The organism is Kribbella sp. NBC_00382 (assembly GCF_036067295.1).
Classification (GTDB): domain Bacteria; phylum Actinomycetota; class Actinomycetes; order Propionibacteriales; family Kribbellaceae; genus Kribbella.
This window is the reverse complement of sequence record NZ_CP107954.1, coordinates 5512400-5536196: the sequence shown is the minus strand read 5'-3', so window position 1 is coordinate 5536196 and position 23797 is coordinate 5512400. Positions and strand designations below refer to the sequence as shown.

22 protein-coding genes are annotated in these 23797 nt (G+C 67.9%); 11 read left to right on the top strand and 11 right to left on the bottom strand.

Annotated features, from left to right (window positions below):
* Window positions 1-103: 103 nt before the first annotated feature.
* Both OHA70_RS26520 and OHA70_RS26515 read right to left on the bottom strand, forming a co-directional pair.
* A complete protein-coding gene (locus OHA70_RS26520; RefSeq protein WP_328322260.1) occupies window positions 104-778 on the bottom strand; it encodes a response regulator transcription factor in 675 nt (224 codons plus the stop codon).
* Complete coding sequence (locus OHA70_RS26515) at window positions 775-2160, bottom strand: sensor histidine kinase (protein ID WP_328322258.1); 1386 nt, start codon at window positions 2158-2160, stop codon at window positions 775-777. The genes OHA70_RS26520 and OHA70_RS26515 overlap by 4 nt, the downstream gene beginning before the upstream one ends.
* 61 nt (window positions 2161-2221) lie before the next feature.
* Here OHA70_RS26515 and lipA point away from each other — a divergent pair, with 61 nt between their 5' ends.
* The 3 genes from lipA (at window position 2222) to OHA70_RS26500 (ending at window position 5325) form a co-directional block, all read left to right on the top strand.
* Window positions 2222-3166, top strand: coding sequence for a lipoyl synthase (lipA, locus tag OHA70_RS26510; RefSeq protein ID WP_328322256.1), 945 nt, complete (start codon window positions 2222-2224; stop codon window positions 3164-3166).
* A 36-nt stretch (window positions 3167-3202) separates the two neighbouring features.
* Window positions 3203-3898, top strand: a complete 696-nt coding sequence (locus OHA70_RS26505; RefSeq protein ID WP_328322254.1) for a DUF4191 domain-containing protein — start codon at window positions 3203-3205, stop codon at window positions 3896-3898.
* A gap of 143 nt (window positions 3899-4041) precedes the next feature.
* On the top strand, window positions 4042-5325 hold the full coding sequence (locus tag OHA70_RS26500; protein ID WP_328322252.1) for a cyclopropane-fatty-acyl-phospholipid synthase family protein: 1284 nt from the start codon (window positions 4042-4044) through the stop codon (window positions 5323-5325).
* Here OHA70_RS26500 and OHA70_RS26495 read toward each other — a convergent pair.
* The gene (locus OHA70_RS26495) at window positions 5322-5786 is read right to left on the bottom strand and encodes an RDD family protein (protein WP_328322250.1); all 465 of its coding nucleotides are present in this window, start codon (window positions 5784-5786) and stop codon (window positions 5322-5324) included. The genes OHA70_RS26500 and OHA70_RS26495 overlap by 4 nt on opposite strands.
* Before the next feature lie 168 nt (window positions 5787-5954).
* Here OHA70_RS26495 and glnA point away from each other — a divergent pair, with 168 nt between their 5' ends.
* Together glnA and OHA70_RS26485 are read left to right on the top strand one after the other, a co-directional pair.
* A complete protein-coding gene (gene glnA / locus OHA70_RS26490; protein ID WP_328322248.1) occupies window positions 5955-7379 on the top strand; it encodes a type I glutamate--ammonia ligase in 1425 nt (474 codons plus the stop codon).
* Between the two features lie 116 nt (window positions 7380-7495).
* Entirely contained in the window at window positions 7496-8554 is a 1059-nt protein-coding gene (locus OHA70_RS26485) for an LLM class flavin-dependent oxidoreductase (RefSeq protein ID WP_328322246.1), read from the top strand.
* Between the two features lie 28 nt (window positions 8555-8582).
* Here OHA70_RS26485 and OHA70_RS26480 read toward each other — a convergent pair whose 3' ends face one another.
* Complete coding sequence (locus OHA70_RS26480; protein WP_328322244.1) at window positions 8583-8969, bottom strand: DUF4234 domain-containing protein; 387 nt, start codon at window positions 8967-8969, stop codon at window positions 8583-8585.
* Window positions 8970-9193: 224 nt separating this feature from the next.
* Between OHA70_RS26480 and OHA70_RS26475 the strand changes: the two genes are divergently transcribed.
* Together OHA70_RS26475 and OHA70_RS26470 are read left to right on the top strand one after the other, a co-directional pair.
* On the top strand, window positions 9194-10150 hold the full coding sequence (locus tag OHA70_RS26475; RefSeq protein WP_328322242.1) for a peptidoglycan recognition protein family protein: 957 nt from the start codon (window positions 9194-9196) through the stop codon (window positions 10148-10150).
* A 253-nt stretch (window positions 10151-10403) separates the two neighbouring features.
* Window positions 10404-12638 (top strand): RICIN domain-containing protein, encoded by a 2235-nt coding sequence (locus OHA70_RS26470; RefSeq protein ID WP_328322240.1) that lies wholly within the window; start codon window positions 10404-10406, stop codon window positions 12636-12638.
* Between the two features lie 116 nt (window positions 12639-12754).
* Here the strand turns inward: OHA70_RS26470 and OHA70_RS26465 are convergent, their stop codons facing one another.
* The 5 genes from OHA70_RS26465 to OHA70_RS26445 are packed head-to-tail and all read right to left on the bottom strand — an operon-like array spanning window position 12755 to window position 16509.
* On the bottom strand, window positions 12755-13303 hold the full coding sequence (locus OHA70_RS26465; protein WP_328322238.1) for an HAAS signaling domain-containing protein: 549 nt from the start codon (window positions 13301-13303) through the stop codon (window positions 12755-12757).
* Window positions 13300-13641, bottom strand: coding sequence for a PadR family transcriptional regulator (locus OHA70_RS26460; RefSeq protein ID WP_328322236.1), 342 nt, complete (start codon window positions 13639-13641; stop codon window positions 13300-13302). Before OHA70_RS26460 ends, OHA70_RS26465 begins: the two co-directional genes overlap by 4 nt.
* Window positions 13642-13691: 50 nt before the next feature.
* The gene (locus tag OHA70_RS26455) at window positions 13692-15233 is read right to left on the bottom strand and encodes a DUF6297 family protein (RefSeq protein WP_328322234.1); all 1542 of its coding nucleotides are present in this window, start codon (window positions 15231-15233) and stop codon (window positions 13692-13694) included.
* Window positions 15230-15871: an ABC transporter ATP-binding protein gene (locus OHA70_RS26450; protein WP_328322232.1), complete on the bottom strand. Its 642-nt coding sequence runs from the start codon at window positions 15869-15871 to the stop codon at window positions 15230-15232. Before OHA70_RS26450 ends, OHA70_RS26455 begins: the two co-directional genes overlap by 4 nt.
* A complete protein-coding gene (locus OHA70_RS26445) occupies window positions 15868-16509 on the bottom strand; it encodes an O-methyltransferase (protein WP_328322230.1) in 642 nt (213 codons plus the stop codon). Before OHA70_RS26445 ends, OHA70_RS26450 begins: the two co-directional genes overlap by 4 nt.
* Window positions 16510-16617: 108 nt before the next feature.
* Between OHA70_RS26445 and OHA70_RS26440 the strand changes: the two genes are divergently transcribed.
* From OHA70_RS26440 to OHA70_RS26430, 3 genes are all read left to right on the top strand, one after another.
* Window positions 16618-17598: a carbohydrate kinase family protein gene (locus OHA70_RS26440; RefSeq protein WP_328322228.1), complete on the top strand. Its 981-nt coding sequence runs from the start codon at window positions 16618-16620 to the stop codon at window positions 17596-17598.
* Between the two features lie 83 nt (window positions 17599-17681).
* On the top strand, window positions 17682-18545 hold the full coding sequence (locus OHA70_RS26435) for an aldo/keto reductase (protein ID WP_328322226.1): 864 nt from the start codon (window positions 17682-17684) through the stop codon (window positions 18543-18545).
* Window positions 18546-18557: 12 nt separating this feature from the next.
* The gene (locus tag OHA70_RS26430) at window positions 18558-19136 is read left to right on the top strand and encodes a TetR/AcrR family transcriptional regulator (RefSeq protein WP_328322224.1); all 579 of its coding nucleotides are present in this window, start codon (window positions 18558-18560) and stop codon (window positions 19134-19136) included.
* Between the two features lie 29 nt (window positions 19137-19165).
* Here the strand turns inward: OHA70_RS26430 and OHA70_RS26425 are convergent, their stop codons facing one another.
* Together OHA70_RS26425 and OHA70_RS26420 are read right to left on the bottom strand one after the other, a co-directional pair.
* Window positions 19166-21691, bottom strand: a complete 2526-nt coding sequence (locus OHA70_RS26425; RefSeq protein ID WP_328322222.1) for a polynucleotide kinase-phosphatase — start codon at window positions 21689-21691, stop codon at window positions 19166-19168.
* A complete protein-coding gene (locus OHA70_RS26420) occupies window positions 21691-23157 on the bottom strand; it encodes a 3' terminal RNA ribose 2'-O-methyltransferase Hen1 (protein WP_328322220.1) in 1467 nt (488 codons plus the stop codon). The genes OHA70_RS26425 and OHA70_RS26420 overlap by 1 nt, the downstream gene beginning before the upstream one ends.
* Window positions 23158-23461: 304 nt before the next feature.
* Between OHA70_RS26420 and OHA70_RS26415 the strand changes: the two genes are divergently transcribed.
* Window positions 23462-23779 (top strand): hypothetical protein, encoded by a 318-nt coding sequence (locus OHA70_RS26415; protein WP_328322218.1) that lies wholly within the window; start codon window positions 23462-23464, stop codon window positions 23777-23779.
* The last annotated feature ends 18 nt before the right edge of the window (window positions 23780-23797 follow it).

Here is a 23797-nt window from a genome sequence, read left to right as displayed (position 1 = left end):
GTAGTCACCACGCTAACGATTCACCACCCCGCAGCACGTCGCCCCGCAGTGTGATCACCCACCTCATCCCCACGGGGGACGAGCCGCCCCACAGGGCTGACGCTCAGTGCTCGTCGCCTGGGATTACGAGGCCGCATTCGTAGGCGAAGACGACGGCCTGGACTCGGTCGCGGAGGCCTAGTTTGAGCAGGACTCGGGAGACGTGGGTCTTCACGGTGGCTTCGCCGACGAAGAGGGAGGTGGCGATTTCGGTGTTGGTGAGGCCTCGGGCGATCAGGCCTAGGACCTCGCGCTCGCGTTCGGTGAGGTCGGCGACCAGGTCGGGGCGGTAGACGCGTTCGCCGCCGCCGGTGAATCGCTTGATCACCCGGCGGGTCACCTCCGGGGCCAGGAGCGCATGGCCGGAGTGGACTACCTGGATGGCTTCGACCAGGTCTTCGGGGGCGGTGTTCTTCAGGAGGAAGCCGCTCGCGCCCGCACCCAAGGACTCGAAGAGGTAGTCGTCGCGGTCGAAGGTGGTGAGGATGATCACCTTGCCGGCGTCGGCGGAGACGATCCGCTGGGTCGCGGCGATGCCGTCGAGGCCGGGCATCTGGACGTCCATCAGCACGACATCGGGCCGCAGCTCGAGGGCGAGCTCGACCGCCTTCTCGCCGTCGGAGGCCTCCCCCACCACCTCGATGTCGGGCTCGACGGACAGGATCATCCGGAAGCCCGCCCGGACCAGGTCCTGGTCGTCGACGAGCAGGACGCGCATCGGCGTACCGGCCTCAGTCATGCTTGTACTTCTCCTTCAGGCTGTTCTGCCGGCTTGGGGACGGAGCTGGGCTGCAGCGGGATCCGCGCGCGGACCCGGAAGCCACCCACCGGACGGGGGCCGATCTCGCTCTCGCCGCCGAGCAGGCTGACCCTCTCACGGATGCCGACATGACCCAGCCGGCTGCCGACCGGCGCATGCTTCGGCCGGCCGTCGTCGATCACCTCGACCTCGACCGCGGTGTCGGCGAGATAGCGCAACGTCACGTGCGCGCTCCGGGCGGTCGAGTGCCGCCGGACGTTGGTCAGCGCCTCCTGCGCGATCCGGTAGACCGACACCGAGACGGTCTCCGGCAACTTCACGGGCTGGCCGATCTGATGGAAGCCGACCGACAGCCCCTCGACGTTCGCCGTCGAGACCAGCGCGGGCAACCGGTCCGCACCGGCCTGCGGAGCCTTCCCAGCCGGTACGCCGAGATCGTCGTCCAGGTCCGGATCCGCCGCGCGCAGCATGCCGAGCAACTGGCGCATCTCGTTGACCGCGGTCCGGCTGGAGTTCTCGATCACGCTCAACGCGTTCTTGGCCGCGTCCGGATCCGAGTCCATCACCCGCCGAGCGCCGCCGGCCTGTACTCCGATGCTGCTGATGTGGTGCGCGACCACATCGTGCAACTCCCGCGAGATCCGCAGCCGCTCGTCGATCACTGCCCGCCGCGCGTTCGCCTGCTGCTGGGTGGCCAGCTCGACGGCCTGCTGCTCGAGCTCGTGCCGCTGCCGGGCGACGCCCCACGCGGTCCGGCCCCAGAAGTACGCGCCGAAGAAGTAGAGGACGTTCAGCGCGAAGTTCATCAGGACGAAGGAGACGTACGGCGAGAGCACGCCGCCGCCCGGTCCCTTGATCGAGTCGTCGTTGAGCGCCTTGACGAAGCCCCAGCCGAGCCAGCCGAACATGCCGACGAAGACGATGATCATCGTCAGCTTCATCCGGCGCCGGTCCCGGGCCCACGCGACGGCCGCGTAGATCGCCATGAACTGGGTCGCCTGGGTGACCAGGTTGCCGGCGAAGGCGAACGTGTTCCACTCGCCGTTGACGAAGAACAGCACCGAGACGACGACCAGCACGGACAGCGGGTACCGCCGGCGCAGGCACAGTGGGAGCGCCACGGCCGCACTCAGCAGGTAGGCCCCAACCCCGCCGAACCCCATCTTGACCGGGAACCCCGAAGTACTCCGGGCCAGGTCGGTGCCGATGACGCCGGCCACGGCCATCCCGAGCCCGAGGAACACGTCCTGCCGGAGCTGACGCCGGGTCGGCCCGGGCCGCCGCCACTCGGTGGTGTTCGTCACAGGCTGCGGCTGAGCCTCCGCCGTGGCGGAGCGCAGTACGGGCTGTGAGGGGGACATGGTTGCCCAGCCTACGGGTGGGGCCGCCGGGCGTGTCGGAGCGCCGCGTACTCTGGTGGGCGTGACGATCGCCCCAGAAGGACGGAAGCTGCTCAGGCTCGAAGTGCGCAACGCGGAGACCCCGATCGAGCGCAAACCCGAGTGGATCAAGACGCGCGCCAAGATGGGCCCGGAGTACCAGAAGCTGCAGAAACTGGTGAAGTCCGAGGAGCTCCACACGGTGTGCCAGGAGGCCGGTTGCCCGAACATCTTCGAGTGTTGGGAGGACCGCGAAGCGACCTTCCTGATCGGTGGCGACCAGTGCACCCGACGCTGTGACTTCTGCCAGATCGACACCGGCAAGCCGCAGGACCTGGACCGCGACGAGCCCCGCCGGGTCGCCGAGTCCGTCGTCAAGATGGGCCTGCGCTACGCGACCGTGACCGGCGTCGCCCGTGACGACCTCGAGGACGGCGGCGCCTGGCTGTACGCCGAGACCATCCGCCAGATCCACGCGATGAACCCGGGCACCGGCGTCGAGATGCTCGCGCCCGACTTCAACGCGGTACCGGAGCAGCTGGCCGAGGTGTTCTCGTCCCGCCCGGAGGTGTTCGCGCACAACGTCGAGACCGTGCCGCGGATCTTCCGCCGGATCCGGCCAGGCTTCCGCTACGAGCGGTCGCTCGACGTGATCACCCAGGCCCGCGACTACGGACTCGTCACCAAGTCCAACCTGATCCTCGGCATGGGCGAGACGCGCGAGGAGGTCAGCCAGGCGCTGACCGACCTGCACGACGCCGGCTGCGAGATCATCACCATCACCCAGTACCTGCGCCCCTCGGTGCGGCACCACCCGGTCGAGCGCTGGGTCCGCCCGGAGGAGTTCGCCGAGATGCAGGAGGAGGCCGAGGAGATCGGCTTCGCCGGCGTCATGTCGGGTCCGCTGGTGCGTTCGTCGTACCGGGCCGGTCGGCTGTACCGTCAGGCTGTGGAGTCGCGGATGACCTCCGCCACCCAGGATGCTTAGGACAGACCGCACAAGAACACACGGACAAAGGTAGAGATGGCCAAGAACGACGCACCCGAAGAGAAGACCGGCCGGCTCCAGCAGATCAGGTCGGCGTACCAGCTGACCAAGAAGTCCGACCCACGGATCGGGCTGATCCTGGCCGGGATCTTCCTGGCCGTCGTCGCGGTGTTCGTCGTGCTCGGCCTCCTGGTCGGCCCGCTGATGGTCTGGATCCCGCTGGGCGTCGCGCTCGGCTTCCTGGCCGCGACCATCATCTTCGGTCGCCGGGTCGAGAAGGCGGCGTACAGCCAGATCGAGGGCCAGGCGGGTGCGGCCGCCTCGGCGCTGCAGACGCTGCGCCGCGGCTGGAACGTGACGCCGGCCGTCGCGGTCACCAAGAACGCCGACATCGTGCACCGGGTGGTCGGCCGGCCGGGCATCGTGCTGGTCGGCGAGGGCCAGGCGAGCCGGGTGAAGAACCTGCTCGCCGCCGAGGGCAAGAAGCACCAACGGGTCGCCGGTGGCGCTCCGGTGACCCAGATCGTCGCGGGCAAGGGCGAGGGCGAGATCGACATCCGCAAGCTGACCAAGCACGTGATGAAGCTCCCGCAGGCGCTCCAGCCGTCCGAGATCACCGACCTGCTGCAGCGGCTGAAGGCGCTCGACGCCGTCCGCCCGCAGGTACCGATGCCCAAGGGCCCGATGCCGAGCAGCATGAAGGGCGCCCGGCAGGCCATGAAAGGGCGCTGAAGAGCCGCTGACCGTAACGTAACCGGCCCCACGGCCGTTTCCCTGGCGTGAGGACTTTCTTGTGCCTCGTGTCGCGCCCTGAAGCCGGTGATCGGCCTTAGGGTGCGACCAGGGACGGGATGAGAAACCAGGGGTAGAGACAGATGACCGATCTATTCACCGCGGTGCACGAGCCGGCGGTGGAGACGTGGCCGTCCCTGGCGGCCCCGCGCTCCAATCCGGTACGCCGGGCCGGCGCGCACGCCGCCTTGCGCTTCATCGCGCGGGATCTGCCTGCCACCATCACGCTCGACAACCGCAGCTACGGCATGGGCGGTCCGGCGATGCAGGTGCACCGGACCGGCCCGTTCCTCGACCGGCTCGGGCACGACGCGGGCTCCGGCTTCGGCGAGGCATACCTGGCCGGTGACTGGGACCCGGAGCCGGGCACCGACCTGGCCGACCTGCTGCTGCCGTTCGCGCAGCGGTTCAGCTCCGAGCAGGACCGCCATCTGCTACCGAAGTGGGCCGGGTCGCTGCGCTGGCTGGTGACCCGGTCACAGCCTGGTGACCAGGAGAACGACCGGGCCGGCGCACGGGAGAACATCAGCCGCCACTACGACCTGAGCAACGCGATGTTCTCCGAGTTCCTGGATCCGTCGCTGACGTACTCGGCAGCGCTGTTCGACCAGCAACCCGAGTCGGACCTGGCGACGGCGTCGTACGACGAACTCTCCAACGCACAGCTGCGCAAGCTCGACGCGATCCTTGACGCGGCCGGCGTGGTTTCCGGCTCGCGAGTGCTCGACATCGGCTGCGGCTGGGCGAGCCTGGCGATCCGTGCCGCGCAGCGTGGCGCTTGGGTGACGGCCATCACGATCGCGTCGCAGCAGGCGTTGCTCGCGCAGCGCCGGATCGCCGACGCGGGGGTGAGTGATCGCGTCCAGGTCGCGCTGCGTGACTATCGCGACCAGATCGGGGTCTTCGACGCGGTCCTCAGCGTGGAGATGATCGAGGCGGTCGGCGAGAAGTACTGGCCGGTGTACTTCGATGCGATCGAGCGACGGCTCGCGCCCGGCGGCAAGGCCGTCATCCAGGCGATCGTGATGCCGCACGACCGGATGCTCGCCACCCGGAACACGTTCACCTGGGTCCAGAAGTACATCTTCCCGGGCGGCCTGATCCCGTCGGTCGACGTGATCGAGCAGGTCACCGCGCAACACACCGGCCTGCAGACCGAAGTACTCCGGCACATGGGCCTCGACTACGCCCGCACGCTCCGGATCTGGCGCAACCGCTTCATCGAACACTGGCCGGCCATCGCCGACCTCGGCTTCGACGCGACCTTCCGCCGGATGTGGGAGTTCTACCTCGCGTACTCCGAAGCAGGCTTCCGCGCCGGGTACCTCGACGACGTACAGATCCTGCTCACCAAGCGGTTCGGCTAGCGGCGTACGACGATCGTGCCGGCGGCCAGGTCGTGCAGGCCGCGGTGGTCCTTGTCGAAGACGACGGCCGGAAGTACCAAGCAGAGCAGGAGAGTACGGAGCGCGCCGCCCAGCAGGCCTACCTGGGCGGCGTAGCCCTCGCCGCCGGGCGTGGTACGGATCACCCGCAGGCCCAGCAGGCGGTGGCCGATGGTGGATCCGGCCAGGCCGACCAGGATCGCTGACATGGCGAAGAAGATCACCAGCTGTGCGGTGTTGAAGTCGTTGCCCCCGGCCCAGATGGGTTTGCCGACCACCGCGGAGGCGATCAGACCGGCCACCAGCCAGTCGACGAACAGGGCGGCGAGGCGGCGGCCCCAGCCCGCGACGGAGCCCTGACCGGACTCGGGCAGACCCAGCCGATTGCCCGGATATCGGAAATCTCCGGTGGGTCCTGCCCCGGATTGCGCAGATGATGCCATGATGACCAGGCTAGTGCGGCGGTTGAGGATCTCACTCCCCGCCCGCCCTCTACCAGTGGGTCAGCGCGGACACGCTGGGCGTAACATCCGCGAAACACTGGGGTCACGACCGAGTAATCGGCAGGGCCTACGTTCAGATGAATCTCTGAGCCACCCCGAGGAGTATGTATGTTTTCCAGCGCTGAGGAGCTGCTCGCCTACGTCAAGGACGAGGGCGTCGTGTTCATCGATGTCCGGTTCTGTGACCTGCCGGGCATCATGCAGCACTTCACCGTCCCGGTCGGGTCCTTCGGTCCGGAGGTCTTCGAAGACGGCCTCCAGTTCGACGGTTCGTCGATCCGGGGCTTCCAGCAGATCCACGAGTCGGACATGTCCCTGCTGCCCGACCCGACGACGGCGTATCTCGACCCGTTCCGTGCGGACAAGACGCTCATCATCAACTTCTTCGTCCACGACCCGCTGACGGGCGAGGCGTACAGCCGCGACCCGCGGAACATCGCCCGCAAGGCGCAGGAGTACCTGAAGTCGACCGGCATCGCCGACACCGCCTTCTTCGCGCCCGAGGCCGAGTTCTACGTCTTCGACGACGTGCGGTTCGAGACCAAGCAGAACGAGAGCTACTACCACATCGACTCCGTCGCCGGCGCCTGGAACACCGGCCGGGTCGAAGAGGGTGGTAACCGCGGCTACAAGGTGCGGTACAAGGGCGGGTACTTCCCCGCGCCGCCGGTCGACCACTTCGCCGACCTGCGCAACGACATCACCAAGCACCTCGAGCTCAGCGGGCTGACCGTCGAGCGGGCCCACCACGAGGTCGGCACCGCGGGCCAGGCGGAGATCAACTACCGCTTCGACACGCTGCTCACCGCGGCCGACGACCTGATGAAGTTCAAGTACATCGTCAAGAACACCGCCTGGGAGGCCGGCAAGACCGCGACCTTCATGCCGAAGCCGATCTTCGGTGACAACGGCTCGGGCATGCACTGCCACCAGTCGCTGTGGAGCAACGGCGACCCGCTGTTCTACGACGAGTCCGGCTACGGCGGCCTGTCCGACATGGCCCGCTGGTACATCGGCGGCATCCTCAAGCACGCCCCGTCGCTGCTCGCCTTCACCAACCCGACGGTGAACTCGTACCACCGCCTGGTGCCGGGCTTCGAGGCGCCGGTCAACCTGGTGTACTCGCAGCGCAACCGCTCGGCCTGCATCCGGATCCCGATCACCGGGTCCAACCCGAAGGCCAAGCGGATCGAGTTCCGCTGCCCCGACCCGTCCTCCAACCCGTACCTGGCCTTCTCGGCCCAGCTGCTGGCCGGCCTGGACGGCATCCGCAACAAGATCGAGCCCGCGGACCCGATCGACAAGGACCTGTACGAGCTGCCGCCGGAGGAGCACGCGTCGGTCAACCAGGTCCCCACCTCACTGCCGGCCGTGATCGACTCCCTCGAGGCCGACCACGAGTTCCTGCTCGAGGGTGACGTCTTCACCGGGGACCTGATCGAGACCTGGATCGACTTCAAGCGCGAGAACGAGATCGCCCCGATCGCCCTCCGCCCCCACCCGCACGAGTTCGAGCTCTACTACGACGTCTGAGTTTCAGCTGTAGCTCGACGAGCCCCATCCGGATCTCCGGGTGGGGCTCGTCGCGTTGTTACCACCTGATGAGACGGCCTAAGTCGAGTAAGTTCATTGAAATAGATTTACTGGGTATGAGCCTCGAAACCCTGTGGTACATCCCGAATCAGGTCGAGCCCGGGCATCGTGGTGACGATGCGGTGCGGGATCACAACAGCTTGGATCGGTTGACCGAGCTGGCTGAGCTCACCGAGCAGCATGGGTGGGGTGGGGCGTTGCTTGGTACCGGATGGGGGCGGCCTGACACGTTGACGGTCGGGACCGCGCTGGCTGCTCGGACGAAGAGTTTTCAGCCGTTGGTGGCGATTCGGCCGGGGTATTGGCAGCCGGCGCATTTTGCGTCCGCGGCGTCGACGCTGGATCAGTTGTCGGGTGGGCGGTTGCTGGTCAACATCGTGTCGGGGCAGGACAACCTGGCGGCGTACGGGGACAGCGAGGGCGACCAGGCGCAGCGGTACGGGCGTACGCGCGAATTCCTGCAGCTCGTGCGGCGGCTGTGGACCGAGGAGGACGTCACCTTCACCGGCGAGCACTTCTCCGTCACCGGATCGACCGTCGCAACGCGCCCGGTCGTCCGCGAGGGCCGACCGCATCCTCGCCTGTACTTCGGTGGCGCATCCCCCGCCGCCGAGCGCGTCGCCGCCACCGATGCCGACGTACAACTCTTCTGGGGCGAGCCGTTGGACGGTATCGCCGAACGCATCGACCGGCTGAAGGGGCTGACCGCCGAGCTGGGCCGGGAGCACGCGCCGCTCGAATTCGGCCTGCGCATCACCACGTTGGTCCGCGACACCACCGACCAGGCCTGGGCCGACGCCGAGGCCAAGGTCGCCAAGATGGCCGAGTCCAGCACCTACCGCGACGAACGCCGCTTCAAGGCAGTGGGCCAGCAACGCCTACTCGAACTGGCCGACCGCGGCGAGGTCCTCGACGACATCCTCTATACCGCCCCCGGCAAGTACGGCGGCGGAGGCGCCGGCACCACCTGGCTGGTCGGCTCCGCCCAGGACGTCGCCAAGGCCATCCGCAAGTACCAGGACCTCGGCATCACCCACTTCATCCTCAGCGACACCCCCTACCGCGAAGAAATCATCCGCATCGGCGACCAGCTACTCCCCTTGCTGGCCAGCTGACCATCCGCACTTCTTGTCCGTCAGTTGACTACGCGTACAGATCCACCTGCGCGCCGACCGGCGTTGCGCCGTACGAGGCGGTGACCTTGTTCAGTTCCGACTGGTAGTACAGGATTCCGAGGCCGAAGACGAACATCAGCAGCAGGCCGACGCCGGGGCTGCAGGTGACCGGGATGCCGGCCGACCGCTGGCTGTTGGCGATCCGCTTGCCTGTGTTGAAGTACGAAACGAGCGGCGCGACGAACGTCCAGCTGAGCAGCAGCAGGACCAGCATCGGGCCGGCCACCGGGACGACCCGGCGGCGGTCGAGTTGCGCCATCTCGGCGTGGATCTTGTAGTACCAGACGAGGTGGTAGATGCCGAGCGTGATCAACGGCAGACCGAGCCATACCCCGACAGGATTGCGGCTCTTCATCTGCAGTCTGTAGGCCACCGGCGTGCCGGCCCGTCCTACACCCGTCACCGGATCGTTGCGCGATGCGAAGAGGCAATAGTGCTCGACTGGGTGGGGTGTGGATGGGTAGGTTCCCTGAGGGTTTGAAGCCGGAGTACGGTGGATATCACCGAAAGTAGGGGAACCGCCACTCCCTGTCGCCGGAGGGGTGGGACTCGCACCGCCACATGCTGTAAGGAGTCCCGATGGTCGACTACCTCCCACGTTCCGCGTGGGGTGCCCGAGCGCCCAAACCAGGGCCTGGCAACCTGCTCGCCTCGCGGGTGCGGGGCGTCGCGATCCACTGGCCCGGGACCGGTACGACGACGCCCATCCACAGCATGGCCGCGGTCGCGTCGGCGTTGCGCGGCTGGCAGGCGTTCCACATGGACGATCGCGGCTGGTCCGACATCGCCTACCAGGTCGCCGTCGACCAGTCCGGCCGGGCCTGGACGCTGCGCGGCCTGCGGGAGCAGTCCGGCGCCAACGGCGATGTCGCCGTCAACCAGCAGTACGGCGCGATCCTGCTGGTGCTCGTCACCGGCGAGCAGCCGACGGCCGCGATGAAGGCGACGACCCGTGCCGTCGTCGCCGACTTCCGCCGGCTGTACTCCCGCGGTACGGCGATCGTGCCGCACTCCGCGATCCGCCCCGACCCGACCGACTGCCCAGGACCGGCGGCACGCGCCGCCATCACCCGCGGGGACTTCAACCCCAGCGGCTCACCGGAGGACGAGATGACTCCCGCCCAGATGCAGGAACTGAAGAACTTCATCGAGGCCCGCACCCAGGCCTATGCGCTCTGGGTCCAGAAGCAACTGTCCCGCCAGGTCGAGGAGGTGGGCAAGAAGTACGCCCTCGACATCAAGAACTACGAGCGGCAGATGGACGGCCCCGACGCCGCCCGGGCCGCGGCCGCCGTCTGGGCCACCCAGCCCAAGCCCACCGATAACCCCACCGACCCAACGGATCCCACGGACCCGACAGACCCCGCCGACCCCACGGACCCGGCCGACCCCGCGGATCCCGTCGACCCGGCGGATCCCACCGACCAGGGCGACCCGAAGGACCCGAACGACCTCCCGCTCGACCCCTTCCCGCCGTTGCCACCCCAGGCCGCCAGTACGCCGGCCAGCCCGGCCGCACCCACCCCGGAGAACTGACCGGCGAGCCCACCACTGGTGGGCTCGGACACCACAGGGCGACCTCGGACAAGGTATTTCTTGTTCAAGGTCGCCCTTTGGTGTTCAAAGTCGCGCTTTGGGGTTCGAGGTCGCCGTAGCTGTACCGGGAGCGGTTCCGGATCTCCGGCTTACTTAGGCTGACTCTTGAATTAAGTAGGGAAGTTAGCTTTCCTTAGGGAGCGCAGCGGTTGAATGCGCATTCCCGCCCCCCAGAACTGCATCAGGAGAGTCGATGACTCCAGGAGACGCCCCACTCCGCCTTCCCCCGCGAACCCGCCGGTTCGCCGCGATCGCCGCGGCTCTGGTGGCCGCGGTGGTCGCAACCGGTCTGACCGTTGCGAACTCCTCCGACGCCACCGCCGCCATCTCGCCGACCGGCTGGAACACGGTCGTCAGCAAGAACAGCAGCAAGTGCGTCGACGCCCGCGGAGCCGCCACCGCCAACGGCACGGCCGTCCAGCAGCAGGCGTGCAACAGCAGCAACGCCCAGCAGTGGCAGTTCCAGCCGACGACCAACGGGTACGTCCGCGTCAACGCGCTCAGCAACGCGGCGCAGGCGCTCGACGTCACCAACGTCTCCACCGCTGACGGCGCGCCGATCCAGCTGTGGTCCTACAGCAACGGGCTCAACCAGCAGTGGCTGCCGGTCGAGGAAGGCGACGGCGCGTACCACCTCGTCAACCGCAACAGCGGCAAGTGCCTCGACGTACCGGGTGCCTCGACCGCTGACGGACTCCAGCTGCAGCAGTACACCTGCAACGGGACCGCTGCCCAATCGTTCAGGATCAACCCCGTGGACGGCACTCCCCCGACCGACCCGCCCGCGGGTCAGCCCGACTTCGGCCCGAACGTGTCGATCTTCGACCCGTCGATGTCGCAGAGCAGCATCCAGAACAAGCTCAACTCGGTCTTCAGCCAGCAGGAGCAGAACCAGTTCGGCGAGCAGCGGATCGCGCTGCTGTTCAAGCCCGGTACCTACAACGTGAGCGCGAACGTCGGCTTCTACACCCAGGTCGCCGGCCTCGGCCTGACGCCGGACAGCGTCAACATCAACGGCGCGGTGCACGTCGAGGCCGATTGGATGCCGCCGCAGAACGCGACCCAGAACTTCTGGCGCGGCGCCGAGGGCCTGACCATCACCCCGCCTGGTGGGCTCGACCGCTGGGCGGTTTCGCAGGCAGCGTCGTACCGGCGCAACCACCTCAAGGGCAACCTCGCCCTGGACGACGGCGGCTGGGCCAGCGGTGGCTTCATGGCCGACACGCTGGTCGACGGGCAGGTCCGCTCCGGCAGCCAGCAGCAGTGGATCTCCCGGAACACCAACTGGGGCAGCTGGACCGGCCAGAACTGGAACATGGTCTTCGTCGGCGCGCAGAACGCACCGGCCGGTACCTTCCCGGACCCGCCGTACACCAAGGTCGCACAGACCCCGGTGGTCCGCGAGAAGCCCTACCTGTACGTCGATGCCGCGGGCAACTACCAGGTCTTCGTCCCGGCCCTGAAGTCGAACTCGGCCGGCCCCGGCTGGGTCGGCGGCAACCCGGCCGGCCAGTCGCTGCCGATCAGCCAGTTCTACATCGCCAAGCAGGGCGACTCCGCGGCGACGATCAACGCGCAGCTTGCCGCCGGCAAGGATCTGCTGTTCACCCCGGGCGTCTACCGGCTCAGTGACACGCTGCGGATCAACCGCGCCAACACCGTCGTACTGGGTCTCGGACTCGCGACGCTGATGCCGACCAGCGGGACCTCCTCCATCACCGTCGCCGATGTCGACGGCGTGAAGCTCGCCGGCCTGCTGATCGACGCGGCGCCGACCAACTCGCCGCTGCTGATGGAGCTCGGCCCGACCGGCTCGTCGGCCAACCACTCGGCGAACCCGACCTCGCTGAGCGACGTGTACTTCCGGATCGGCGGCGCGGCCGTCGGCAAGGCGACCGAGACGCTGCGGATCAACAGCAACAACGTGATCATCGACCACACCTGGCTGTGGCGTGGTGACCACACCTACGGCGTCGGCTGGAACTCGAACACCGCGGCCACCGGTTTGGTTGTCAACGGCAACGACGTGACGGCGTACGGGTTGTTCGTCGAGCACTACCAGAAGTACCAGACGATCTGGAACGGGAACGGGGGCCGGACGTACTTCTACCAGAACGAGATGCCGTACGACCCGCCGAACCAGGGGTCGTGGATGAACGGCTCGACCCGCGGCTATGCGGCGTACAAGGTGGCCGACTCGGTCACCACCCACGAGGCGTGGGGGCTGGGCAGCTACTGCGTCTTCAACGACGATCCGAGCATCGTGGCGGACCGGGCCTTCGAAGTACCGAACAAGCCAGGCGTGAAGTTCCACAGCATGGTGACGGTCTCCCTCGGCGGCAAGGGCACCATCGCCCACGTCATCAACAACACCGGCGGCCCCTCCAACTCCGCCAACAACAAGGCGCAGGTAACCAGTTACCCCTAACGCCTGACTGATCGGGGACCGGCCGCGATCTGCCCCGCGGCCGGCCCCTCCCACTCAACGCCCTGCAGCTGTCAGGGGCGGCAGGGCGTTGAGTGTCGGTCCCGCGAGTGAGCTGGTCAGCCGCGGCGGGGTTGGGCGTTTCTGAACAGCATGGAGATGGTTGCGGTCTGGGCGACGATGATGATGATCCAGCCGGTCCAGGCCAGCCAGGACGGCATGTCCGTTGGGACGAAGTGGTCGACCAGGACGCCCAAGATGGCGTAGCCGAAGGGCCAGATCAGGGTGCCCATCAGCTTCTCGTTGCGGGTCCAGCGGTCGGAGGTCCAGAGCAGCACGACCCCGATCACCCAGCCGAACAAGACGACGAAGCCGCCGAGAGGCAGCAACAGCACCGCCGCCGCGTCCCGCTTGCGCAGCCTCGGCTCGTCTACGAGGACCAGGCCGTCGGTGGCGGCGAGGACGATCTCCTCGGGGCTTCCCAGCCGGGCCAGCATGTCGCGGACCTCGCTCTCGCTGACCGCTCCCTCGGCGCGGGCCTCGGCGATGTGTGCGGTGACCTCGGCGACCAGCTCGGTACGCCGGCCTTCCGGCAGCGGCTCGGCCTCCTTGCGCAACCGGAGCAGGTAGTCATCCACCAAGCGGTCCGCGTCGTTCTGTACGTTCATCCCTGTCTCCCTCGCCCCAGTACGGTGTCGACCGAGTTCCGGAACCGCTCCCAGTCCGCGGTGAACGCAGCCAGCGCCTGCCGCCCCTGGTCAGTTGTCTTGTAGTAGCGCCGCGGCGGCCCCGACCCCGACTCGCGCCAGGTGGTGTCCACCAGCCCCTCCCGCCGCAGTCGCGCCAGCAGTGGGTAGATGGTCCCCTCCGTGGTGACGAGCCCGTCGACCTCACCGAGCTCCTTGACCAGCTCGAACCCGTAGCGCTCCTCGCCCTGCAGCAACGCGAGCACACAGAACTCGAGCGTTCCGCGGCGCAGCTGGGTGAAGACCTTCTCCGCTACCATGCGATACAAGGTACCTGTGCACGCCAGTAATCGCAAAGCACGCTGAGCGCTCAGTTCTGTTTCGGCGGGATCGCGAAGAGCAGCATCAGGATGATCGCCGGGATCACGAAGATCCACGTACTACTCAGGCCGAGCAGCACGGGCGCCAGGCAGATCAGCAGCAGATCGAAGCCACGCATCGGAGTGGAGAAGAGGCCAGGCGGGATGGCGCCCATCGGGGAGGCAACCAAGGGCCCGCTGTACGACGGAGGCCGCGCCGAAGCCTGGCGGACAGCACCCGTGAGCATCCCGGCCGCGACCGCGAACGCCACCGAGGGGCTCCCCAGGGCAGGCTCGGCGAGGGTCGCCCAGATGACAGCAAAGGCACCCGGTACCACCGACATGATCACCCGCAACTCGCGCAGCTCGAAGCCGAGCGCTCTGACGAGCCCGATGGAGCGGCAAACCGACCGCAGGCCATCCATCAGCGGCCGTACAGCGCCGAAGCCGGCCAGACCCGCTGCAATGGGCACCAGTACGTCGTACCCGGTACCAGCGACCGCATAAGGAACCACCAGCAGAGCAAAGGCGATCACCAGCCGCCGCGGCCACCGCAGTACCCGCAGGAACTCCCGGTGGATCATCGCGACCGCATTGGCCCCACGCCCGCGCCGCGACCGCAGACGTCCCTTCAACCGCCAGTGGCGACCAGCAACCACATCAGCAAGCAAGCTGACGTCCAGCGTGATCGCAGCACCCGCAAGCCCAGCCAGCAGGTCTCCCCCGGCGACAGCTGTCCGCCGATCGAGTCGGCCAAGCGTCCGGCTGGTGAAGAAGATCAGCACCGCCGCGACCAGCAGCGCAGCCAACCCAGCCACCAACAGCCAAGGTGCGCCAGACAGCGTGGAGTCCTTCACATCGTCGAAGCCCAGGATGGCGACGCCGGCCGTCTGGCTCGGCTGCTCCTGTCGGAACGCCAGCAGCAACGCAGGCACTGCCGCGACAACCAGCAGCCCGTCAGCAATCCGCAACGCCCAGCGCGAGCGCCCAGCCGTCTGCTGCGCCCACACCGTCGCACAGGTCGTGAAGAGCAGCAGAACCGTCGTCAGCAGTGCCGCCTCGGCCACAGTCGACCAAGCGGCCCCGAAGAGCGCCCAGCCCACAGCAGATGCCAGCGCGCCGACTACGGCCGCCACGATGATCACCAGCCGGTACGACGGTCGCAGCAGCGACCCCCGGTCGACTGGTGTCGCCAGCAGCCAAAAGGCAGTGGCCCGAGACGCCGAGACCGGCCCGATGCTCAGTAGCGCCCGCAACATCGAGGAGACGAGCAGCGGCACCAGGATGTACGGGACTGTGTCGAGCAGCCAGGAGCACGAGCCCGACGTACAGGCCGCTGATTTGTCGTTGAGGTTGACCAGTACGTTGCCGCCGGTCGCGCCGAGCATGGCGATGGCGAAGACGATCACGTAGATGTCCTCGAGCTGCTGCCAGACCGTACGATCCGCCTTGCCGCGCCGGACCTTCCGCATCCACGCGCGCAACGACCGCGACGACGGGATCGCCCCGAAGTCCGCCGGGTCGAAGACGACCGGGCCGTCCGCCGTGCTCATGCGAGCGGGGTGAGCGTGACGGTCTCGTCGGCGACGGCGTCCACCAGCGCCGCGTCGTGACTGGCGAACAGGATCGACGTACCGCGCTTCTTCTCCGCCAGCAGCATTTCAGCGAGCCAGGCGACGCCTTCCGAGTCCAGCCGGGCCTCGGGCTCGTCGAGCACCAGCAGCTTCCGCGGCCGGACCAGCGCCGTGGCCAGCGCGAGCCGCCGCCGCTGACCCGACGAGAGCGAGCCAGGCAACTGGTCCGCGGCGCCAAGCAGGCCGACATCATCCAGAACCGTGTCGACCAGGTCCTCCGGCGTCCCGTTGCCGTGCGCGCGGGCCAGCAGGTCCAGGTGCTCGGCGGCGGTCAGGTCCGGGAAGAAGTCGAGGTCGTCGAGCAGCGAGGCGACGTCGCGACGGACGATCTCAGCGCGCTCGTCGATCGGCGACCCGTCCAGCAGGATCTGACCCGCGGCCGGCTCGGCGGAGCCGACGATGCACTTGAGTACGGTCGTCTTGCCCGCGCCGTTGGGGCCGACCAGGGCGATCGCCCGGCCGGCTCGGAGCGTGAAGGTGAGGTCCTCGATCACCGGGCGTTCGGCGTACAGGTGCCGAAGGCCCTTGACGGCCAACCGGGGTGCGGCCTTCGTCACCGCTTCCGGACCAGGGTCAGGCCGTCGCCGATGCCGAGCATGACCACGTCGACCCGCTGGTCCGCGGCGATGTGCGCGTTGAACTCCTTGCGGTCGACCGGGTCGTCCGCGTGCTCGCCGACCACCCGGCCGCCGGCCAGCGTGTTGTCGAACAGCAGCAGCCCGTTCGGCCGGATCTTCGGTACGAGCTGCTCGAAGTAGTCGATGTAGCCCGGCTTCTCGGCGTCCACGAAGGCCAGGTCGAACTCGCCCTCGAGCTTGGCCGCCGAGTCGTGCGCGTCGCCGATCCGCAGGTCGATCTTGTCCGCGACCCCGGCCCGCTCCCAGTACCGGCGCCCGATCGAGGTCCACTCGTCGCTCACGTCGAGGCAGATCAGCTCGCCGTCGGCCGGCAGCCCGCGGGAGATCGCCAGCGCGGAGAACCCGGTGAAGGTACCGATCTCGACCGCGCGGCGGGCGCCCACCAGCCGGGTCAGCGTCGTCAGCAGCGCCGCCTGGTCAGCGGTGGTCAGCATCTCGGAGACGCCGCCCAGTGCCTGGGTCTCGGCGACCAGATCGCTCGCCACCTCGTCCAGCGGCATTCCGTGCGCGACCATGTACTCGTGCAGCTCGTCGGTGACCTGTACCTGACTACCCATCGAAACCCGCCATCCTGACTGTCGTCGTGATCTCGGCAATAGCGCCCGGCTGTAGTCTCTATCGGGTTGCCCAGCCGCTCGACACCACCCCTCCGAGGAGACCCCCGTATGCGCATCGCCGTCGCCGGATCGATCGCGACCGACATCCTGATGACGTTCCCCGGGCGCTTCAAGGATCAGTTCCTCGAAGAGCAGATGCACAAGGTCTCGCTGTCCTTCCTGGTCGATGAGCTGGTCGTGCACCGCGGTGGGGTCGCCGCCAACATCTGCTACGGGATGGCCCAGCTCGGCCAGGGGTCGCTGCTCGTCGGCTCGGTCGGAGCGGACTTCACGGAGTACGGCGAAGCGCTGGTCAAGGCCGGCGTGGACATCTCGCACGTACGGATCTGCGACAACGTGCACACCGCCCGCTTCACCTGTACTACGGACCTCGACGCCAACCAGATCGCGTCCTTCTACACCGGCGCGATGGCAGAGTCCCGGGAGATCGACCTGGCCGCGATCCACGCGTCGACAGGTGGGATCGACCTGGTCCTGATCGGCGCCGACGACCCGGACGGCATGCTGCGGCACACCGCGCTCGCCAAGGCCAACGGGATCGACGTCGCCGCCGACCCCTCGCAGCAGCTGGCCCGGATGGACGGCGAGCAGATCCGCGAACTGGTCGACGGCGCGACGTACCTGTTCAGCAATGAGTACGAGTCCGGCTTGATGGTCCAGAAGACCGGCTGGAGCCACGACGAGATCCTGTCCCGGGTGGGAGTCCGAGTCACCACGCATGGCGGCGACGGCGTCGTCATCGAGAACGCCGGCGGCATCCTGGCGAAGATCCCGGCCGTACCTGCGCCCGGACTCGTCGACCCGACCGGTGGCGGCGATGCCTTCCGCGCCGGCTACCTGACCGGTCGCGCGGCCGGCCTCGACCACGAAGCCGCCGCCCAGATCGGCTGCACCCTGGCCACCACCGTCCTCGAGACAGTCGGCACCCAGGAGTACAGCCTCGACCAGACGGTCTTCCTCGAGCGCCTCGCGTCGGCGTACGGCTCAGAAGCCTCCAGCACCGCAGCCAGCACCCTCAAACTCGGCTGAGGTCCGCGCCTGCTGCGGCCTTGCGTGAGCCTGATCGCGCCCTAAAGTGAACTGTACGTTCAGTTCACTTAGGAGATTTGATCATGACCGAAGCAGTCGCAGCGGCATCCGGTGAGTTCACGATCGGCGGCGACCTCACCGTGCGCCGGCTCGGATACGGCACCATGCAGCTCCCTGGCCCCGGGGTCTGGGGCGAGTCGCGCGATCCCGACGAGGCGGTCCGGGTACTACGCCGCGCCGTCGAGCTCGGCGTCAACTTCATCGACACCGCCGACGCGTACGGCCCGTTCACCGCGGACCTCCTGCTCAAGAAGGCACTGCACCCGTACGCCGACGACCTGGTGATCGCCACCAAGGCCGGATTCACCCGTCAGGGTCCCGGCGCCTGGTCGCCCGTCGGCCGGCCGGCGTACCTGCGCCAGGCCGTCGAGCTGAGCCTGCGCCACCTCGGCCTCGAGCGGATCGACCTGCTCCAGCTGCACCGGATCGACCCCGAGGTCCCGGTCGCGGACCAGCTCGGCGAGCTCGCCAACCTGCAGTCCGAGGGCAAGATCCGGCACATCGGCCTGTCCCAGGTCAGCGTCGCCGAGCTCGAGGAAGCGGCCAAGACCGCGACGATCGTCTCGGTGCAGAACCTGTACAACCTCAGCCAGCGCGACGACGAGGACGTTCTCGAGTACGCCGAGAAGAACAACCTCGCCTTCATCCCGTGGTTCCCGCTCGCGACCGGTGAACTCGCCAAGGCCGGCGGCCCGCTCGACGCGATCGCCAAGCAGCACCAGGCGAGCCCGTCGCAGCTCGCCCTGGCCTGGCTGCTCAAGCGCTCCCCCGTCGTCCTGCCGATCCCCGGCACCTCATCGGTCGCCCACCTCGAGGACAACGTCGCCGCGGCGAAGCTAGAGCTGACGGAGGACGAGTTCGCCCGCCTGACAGACGCGATCAAGTGAGCGATCACGACGATGCCTGAGCAGTCGTCGCACCCGCGCAGTCTGCGGGCGATGGATTCGGTGCTCACGGCAACCACCGAGTTACTCGAAGAAGGTGGGTTGCCGGCCGCAACGGTTGATGCGATCAGCGCCCGCTCCGGGGTGAGCAAGGCGACGATCTACAAACATTGGCCGTGCCGGACGGCGATCGCGGCCGAGGCCTTCGGCAAGCAGATGGCGGCGGCGATTCCCCTTCCTGACAAGGGGAACGCAGCCGACGATCTGGCCGAGCAGGTTCGGCGGGTCAGCGCGTTCTACGCCGGGCCGCAGGGGACGATCTTCGCTCAGTTGCTCGCGGCATCGGTCGCCGACCCGGCCGCCTCGCCGTACTTCCGGGAGTACTTCCTGGACAAGCGACGGGAGGCCGTGGCCGAGCTTTGGCGACGCGCACTCGATCGTGGCGAGGTGAAGCCGGGGATCAGCGCGGAGACGGCGACCGATGTGCTGTTCGGTCCGCTCATCTTCCGGCTGATGACCGACCACGCGGAGCTGACCCTGGAGGAGGCCGACAAGATCTCGTCGGCCGCCCTCCACGGGTTGCTCGCCGGTTGACTCCCTCGGCTCTAGTGCTTACGCGGGCGCTAGAGCCGAGGGTCTACCGGTTCTGATTCGAGGGCCAGTACAGCGAAGACGCATTCGTGGATGCGCCAAAGCGGCTCACCCCGGGCGGCTCGTTCCAGCGCCTCCAGGCCGACGGCGTACTCGCGGAGTGCGAGCGAGCGCTTGTGGCCGAGCTTGCGATCGCGGAGCCGGCTGAAGTTCTCCGGCTCGGTGTAGTCGGGGCCGTAGATGATCCGGAGATACTCCTGGCCGCGGACCTTCAACCCGGGTTGCGCGAGGCCTTTCGGAGTACGGACGAGGTTGGCCGCGGGCTTCACCACCATCCCCTCGCCACCGGCGCCGGTCAGCTCCTCCCACCACGAGATCCCGGCGTCCCACGACTCGAGGTCGACGTAGAGCCGTCGGGTCGGCGTGACGAGAGAGGGGCCTGCGGCAACCATCCGGTCGGCCAGGGCGAGGTGCCAGGCGTGCGGCTTCTCCTGGTACGTCGCTCCTTCGGAGGCGAGCAGCTGGAACGGCGCCAGCCGGACCCCGTCGAGTCCCTCGGTCGGCCAGCAGTACCGGCGATAGGCCTCGGTGAAGCGATCCGCGTTCGCAGTACGACGCTTTGTCCGGTCGAGCATCTCCCCCACGTCAAGCCCTGCCGTGGCGGCCGCTTCGAGTGCAGCCGTTGCTGCTGGCAACGAAGCTCGAGCGGCCGCGCCGACAGCGGCGTACTGGTTGCGCAGGAGCTCGCCGGCCTTCGCACTCCACGGCAGGAGCTCGGCATCGAGCAGCAACCACGAGGTGTCCAGCTCCTCGAACAGGCCGGCCTCTTCGGCGACCTTGCGCAGCCGGAGTAGCAGGTCGTCCGTCAGGATCGCGTCGAAGAACGAGCGGCCGGTGCGGGTGTGTACGGCGCCGCGACCGGCGAGGCCGAAACGCTTCTCGGCGACGTCGTCGTCCCGGGTCAGCAGGACGACGGCACGCGAGCCCCTGTGCTTCTCCTCGCACACCAACTCGGTGACGCCCTGACCCTTGTAGGCCTCGAACGCCTGCGCCGGGTGCTCCAGCAGACCTGGTACCGGTGAGGTCGCGACCGGGCTCATCGTCGGCGGCAGGTACAGGAGGAGACGCGGGTCGATCGCGAACCGGCTCATCACCTCGAGCGCGGCACCGGCCTGCTCGGCGCGGACGCTGATCCGGCCGTGCGTCTGGGTCTCGATCACGCGCCGGCCGACGACGTCCGTGATGTCGAGGACGTCCGGCTCGCGCTCGGGGGCGGCCGGGACGTGCAGTGGCTTCGCCGGCTTGTAGTACTGCTCGGCAGCCTGGATTTGGACGAGTTCGCGCTCGGGGTAACGCAGGGCGGTCAGCGAGCCTCCGAAGACGGCGCCGGTGTCGAGGCAGATCGTGTTGTTGATCCACTCCGGCTCCGGGGTCGGCGTGTGGCCGTAGACGACCATCGCGCGACCGCGGTATTCGTTGGCCCACGGGTAGCGGATCGGCAGGCCGAACTCGTCGGTCTCGCCGGTCGTTTCGCCGTACAGGCAGAAGGAACGGACACGACCTGAGGTTCTGCCGTGCATCCGCTCGACCAGGCCGGCGTGCGAGACGACCAGGTTGCCGCTGTCGAAGACGTAGTGCGAGATGAGGCCGTCCATGAAGGTGGCGACCTCGGCGCGGAACTCGTCGGACTCTTCGGCCAACTGCTCCAGCGACTCGGCGAGGCCGTGGTTGATGCGGACCTTCTTGCCCTGCATCGAGCGGAGCAGCTTGGCCTCGTGGTTGCCGGTCACGCAGTACGCGTTGCCTTTGTTGACCATTCCCATGACCAGGCGGAGTACGCCGGGGGTGTCCGGGCCGCGGTCGACCAGGTCGCCGACGAAGATCGCGCGTCGTTGCGGGTGGTGCGCGTCTGTTGGGCGACCCTCGGCGTCGCGGGTGATCGTGTAGCCGAGGGCGGTGAGCAGTTGCTCGAGCTCGGCGCGGCAGCCGTGGATGTCGCCGACGATGTCGAACGGGCCGGTCTGGTCTTTGAGATCGTTGAAGAGTCTCGTACGTTCGATGCTGACGGCATCGATCTCCTCGACGGTCGATAGCGTGTGGACGGTCCGGAAGCCCTCGCGTTTAAGGCTTTTCAGGCGGCGCCGGAGCTGCGACCGCTGGCGGACGACGACCTGCTTGCCGAACTGCCGGTCCGGACGCAGCTCGTTGCGCGCGACACAGACTGCCTCGGGCGGATCGAGAACGATTGCCACCGGCAACACGTCGTACTCTTTCGCGAGCGCGACCAGCTCCTTGCGCGCGTCGGGCTGAACGTTGGTCGCGTCGATCACCGTCAGCCTGCCCGCCGCGAGTCTCTTGCCCGCGATGAAATGCAGCACTGCGAACGCGTCCTTGGTCGCCGCCTGATCGTTCTCGTCGTCCGACACCAGCCCGCGACACACATCACTCGAGATCACCTCGGTGCCGAGGAAGTGCTTGCGCGCAAACGTCGACTTGCCCGACCCACTAGCCCCGACCAGCACCACCAAACTCAACGCTGGTACGCCGATAGTCGCCATCACACCTCCCCCTTCCTGAAGATCGCCAGCTGGGTAGGCGCGCCGACCTCGTGGTCGACCGGCCCCACCGGCCGAAACTCAACTAGATACCCGTACGTCGCACACACACCCTCAGCCCACTCGCGAAACTCCTGCCGGGTCCACTCGAACCGGTGATCCGCATGCCGGAACCCTCCGGCCTTGAGCGCCTCGAACCGCACGTTGTACTCCGAATTAGGCGTGGTCACCACCACCGCACCGGGCTTCGCGGCCCCGAAAACAGCCTTCGCCAACGCCGGCAGCCGAGGCGGATCCACGTGCTCGACCACCTCCATCAGCACAGCAGCATCCAGCCCACTCAGCCGCCCATCCGCATAAGTCACCGACGACTGAAACAACCGCAACCGCTCCCGCTGCCGCTCCGACATCTCCCGCACATGCAGCCGCTTCTCAGCCTGCGCAAGCGCCCGCGACGACACATCCGTCGCCACCACCAAGTCATACCGCCCGTCCTTGAGCAGCTCGGCAACCAGAACGCCCTCCCCACAGCCGAGATCGCCCACGCGGTGCCCACCAATCTCGCGCAGCACTTCGAGCACCGTCGCCCGCCGCTGCGCGGCAAGCGACGGCGAGGAGGAGGCAGAGCCGCCGCCAGACGACACGTGGGGCGCGGAAGTGGCGGGGCCGGGCAGGTCATCGCCGACCTCGGTGGCCGGCTCGTCTTCGAGGAGGTCACCTTCGGCCTCCGTCAGGCGGTCGAGAGCTGTGTCGGTGAGGTTGCGGCGGTGGGCTAGGTAGCGGTGGGAGATCAGGTCTTTGTCGGGGTGGGCGGCGAGCCAGCCATCGCCGGCTCGGATTAGTTTGTCGATCTCTTCGGTGTCTACCCAGTAGTGCTTGGCGTCGTCCAGGACCGGCATGAGGACGTACAGGTGGTTCAGGGCGTCTGCCAGGCGGAGGGTGCCGGTTAGACGGAGGTCTACGTAGCGGGAGTCGCCCCAGGATGGGATTTCTGGGTCCAGGGGAATGGGGCGGGCGTCTACCGTCCAGCCGAGGGGCTCGAAGAAGCGGGTCGCCAGAGTGGGCCCTCCGCGGCAAGGGAGGGCGGGGATGTGGATTTCCAGGGGGACCGCGGTGGCTGCCAGGGCCGGGCGGGCGTCGCAGCGGCCGTTCATGGCGGTGCGGAAGAGTTTGCCGAGAGCGACGGCGAGCAGGCTGGAGGCGGCATACGGGCGGTCGTTCACGTACTGGCCGAGGGTGAAACCCTCCGAAGGCCGGCCGCGGCCGGAGCGGACCAGGCCGATCGGGTCGACTTCCAGCAGTACCGCCGCGGTGCAGCGTTCCGCCGTCGCCTCCGGGTAGAGCACGTGCGCCGTCCCGCCGGCGACCTCGACCGACTGAGGTCGCGCCGGATTCTTGTGCAACAGGAATCCGAGATCGGTCGCGGGGACGTCAGGCACCGAGGAACGCGTGGCGATGGTCAGGAACACTTCCGTATTCGATCACGCCCGACGGCCATCAATCGCCTGGTTTGTTGAGGAATCAGGATCGAAGAATGAGACACGCCCGCTGACCACTGGCGCGTCCGGGCGGTTGGTTCTACCTTGATTTGCAGTAGATGAGTCGCTACAGACCGTCCTTCCCCGCTGACAGTCCGTACCGGTCCCCGGTTTGTGGCGAAACTGCCCTGAACCACGCCGACACCGGGGAAAGGACCATGGCAACTCCCTCAAGCCGTCCCAGTTTCAGACCCAGTACCAGTCAGCGGCCAGCACGGACCGACGAGGTCCGCCGGTGAAACCCCAGACGTTCGAACTCGTCAGGTACGCCGATATCAGCGGTGTCTCCGGCACCGGAACGGTCGCCGAAGGCTGCGTCTTCACCGACGGATCGGTGGCGCTGCGCTGGCACGGCCAGAACCCGTCCACCGCAGTCTGGCCCGACCTCGACTCCATCCTCGCCGTCCACGGCCACTGCGGCGCGACCGTCGTCCGCTGGCTCGACGTCTCCGAGATGGAACCGGTCCCCGGCACCGACCTGCTGCCCGGGGAGGTCGCGCACATCCTGGCGACCGGCCGCCACACGCACCACCAGGCGGTGGCCTCAGCCTGACCCGTACGCCGGTACGCC